The 1,830-nt window shown below is 74.1% G+C and carries 2 protein-coding genes; both read right to left on the bottom strand.

The features are described from left to right. Positions 1-97: 97 nt before the first annotated feature. Entirely contained in the window at positions 98-970 is an 873-nt protein-coding gene (locus tag AB0J52_RS38745; RefSeq protein WP_500188033.1) for an alpha/beta hydrolase, read from the bottom strand. Between the two features lie 100 nt (positions 971-1,070). After that, positions 1,071-1,830: glucodextranase DOMON-like domain-containing protein (locus AB0J52_RS38740; protein ID WP_500188032.1), on the bottom strand; the 760-nt coding region annotated here is incomplete at its 5' end.

Raw genomic sequence — 1,830 nt, 5'->3', positions numbered from 1 at the left:
CCCCGACGGGCCGTCCGTGCGCGTCCGCGACCGTCAGCGGCCCGAGGACGCCGAACGTCACCTCCCCCACGCCGACCACGCTACCGAGCGCCGGTGATCACCTGGCGAGCAGGGCGCGCAGAGCGGCGGCGACCTCGGCGGGGGCCTCCTCGGCCATGAAGTGGCCGCAGCTGACGGTCCGGTGGTCCAGGTCGTCCACCCAGGCCCGCCACAGGGCGGCGGCGTCGAAGCCGAGCGCCGCGCCCCAGTCCTGCTGCAGGACGGTCACGGGCATCGCCAGCCGCCGTCCGGCCGCGCGGTCGGCGGCGTCGTGCTCGAGGTCCACGCCCGCCGAGGCCCGGTAGTCGGCCACGATGGACGGCACGGCCTCCCGGCTCGCCTTCAGGTAGGCGGCGCGCACGTCGGCCGGAATCGCCTCGGGGTCGTTCGCCCAGAGGTCGAGGAAGTGACCGAAGAACGCGTCCGCGCTCGCGGAGATCATCTGCTCGGGCAGGCCGGGCGGCTGCGCCATCAGGTACAGGTGGAAGCCGACCGCGCCGCGGACGCCGCGCATCACGTCCCAACTGTCGAGCATGGGCAGGACGTCCAGGGACGCCAGGTGCGTGACGGCGTCCGGGTGGTCGAGCCCGGCGCGGATCGCGACGTGCGCGCCCCGGTCGTGCCCGGCCAGCGCGAACCGCTCGTGGCCCAGCTCGCGGGCCAGTGCGACGATGTCGGCCGCCATGGTCCGCTTGGAGTAGACCGTCCCGTCGGGGTCGGCGGGCTTGTCACTGTCACCGTATCCGCGCAGGTCAGCGCAGATGACGGTGTGGTCGGCGGCCAGATCCGCCGCCACGTGCCGCCACATCAGGTGGGTCTGCGGGAAGCCGTGCAGCAGCACCACGGGGCTGCCCGAGCCGCCCACGGCCGCGTTCAGCGCGACCCCGTCGGCCACCTGGACGCGGTGGTACGCGAATCCCTCGATCTTCATGCCGTCTCCGTTTCGCCGTCGCTTTCTCGTGGACGCCCCCAGCCTGGGCGACCCCGATCAGCGGCCGGTCAGTCACGGATCAGCGGGTTCTCTTCCCGGCTCAGGGGACGGTGACGGCGCGGACGGCGACGGGCCCTCGCGACGGGTCCAGCTCGTCCGCCTGGGGGACACCGGCGGGAGTGAGGACGTCCAGGGCCTTCGGGACGGTGTTCGGGTCGCGCGAGCAGACCGGCGCGCCGCCGCCGGGCGCGCACACGCCGAACTGGTAGGGCTGCGGAGTGGCGGCGAAGCCGCGCGCCCGGTCGGGGCTGTAGCCGTCCTGGCCGGTGAGGACGACGGCGAACCGCCAGTCCTTCCCGGGCGTGCCGAAGGAGGCCCGGGGCAGCGCGATCGTGATCGTCCGGGTCGTGCCGGACGCGCGGACGGCGATGCCCTGCCGCGCGGTGCCGTCCGCCGCCGTCCAGACGGGAGCGGCGAATCCCTCGACCTCGATGCGCTGGGTCCAGGCGTCTGCTGCGGCGATGCCGTAGCCGCGCTGCGGGAAGGCGGCGTCGGTGGAGCGGGTGGTGGAGGACGGGTCCTGGACGTAGACGTCCAGGAGCTGCGCGCCGATCTGGTTGCCGAAGGTCGGCGTGAGGTCCCGGAGGGTCGTGCGCAGGTAGACGTTGTTCGCGTCGGTGAGGACCTGGAAGCGCTGCAGGTCGAATGCGCCCGCGTGGAAGTCGGCGGCGGTCGGGTAGGCGTAGGTGCCGGGGCCGTTGTCGTCGTTGTCGGGGTCGGTGACGTCCAGGACGGAGGTGCCGCCGGCGATCTCGCCGGTGACGGTGCGGTGGGCCTGGGCGGTCCGGCCGTCCGGTGCG

Source organism: Spirillospora sp. NPDC049652, assembly GCF_040675125.1.
Taxonomy (GTDB): Bacteria; Actinomycetota; Actinomycetes; order Streptosporangiales; family Streptosporangiaceae; genus Spirillospora.
The sequence above is the reverse complement of the archived record's forward strand: the minus strand, read 5'-3'. Positions and strand labels throughout refer to the sequence as shown.

Excerpts from the sequence above, each read along its gene's own strand:
- AB0J52_RS38745 (WP_500188033.1), bottom strand. The coding sequence starts at position 970 with ATGAAGATCGAGGGATTCGCGTACCACCGCGTCCAGGTGGCCGACGGG.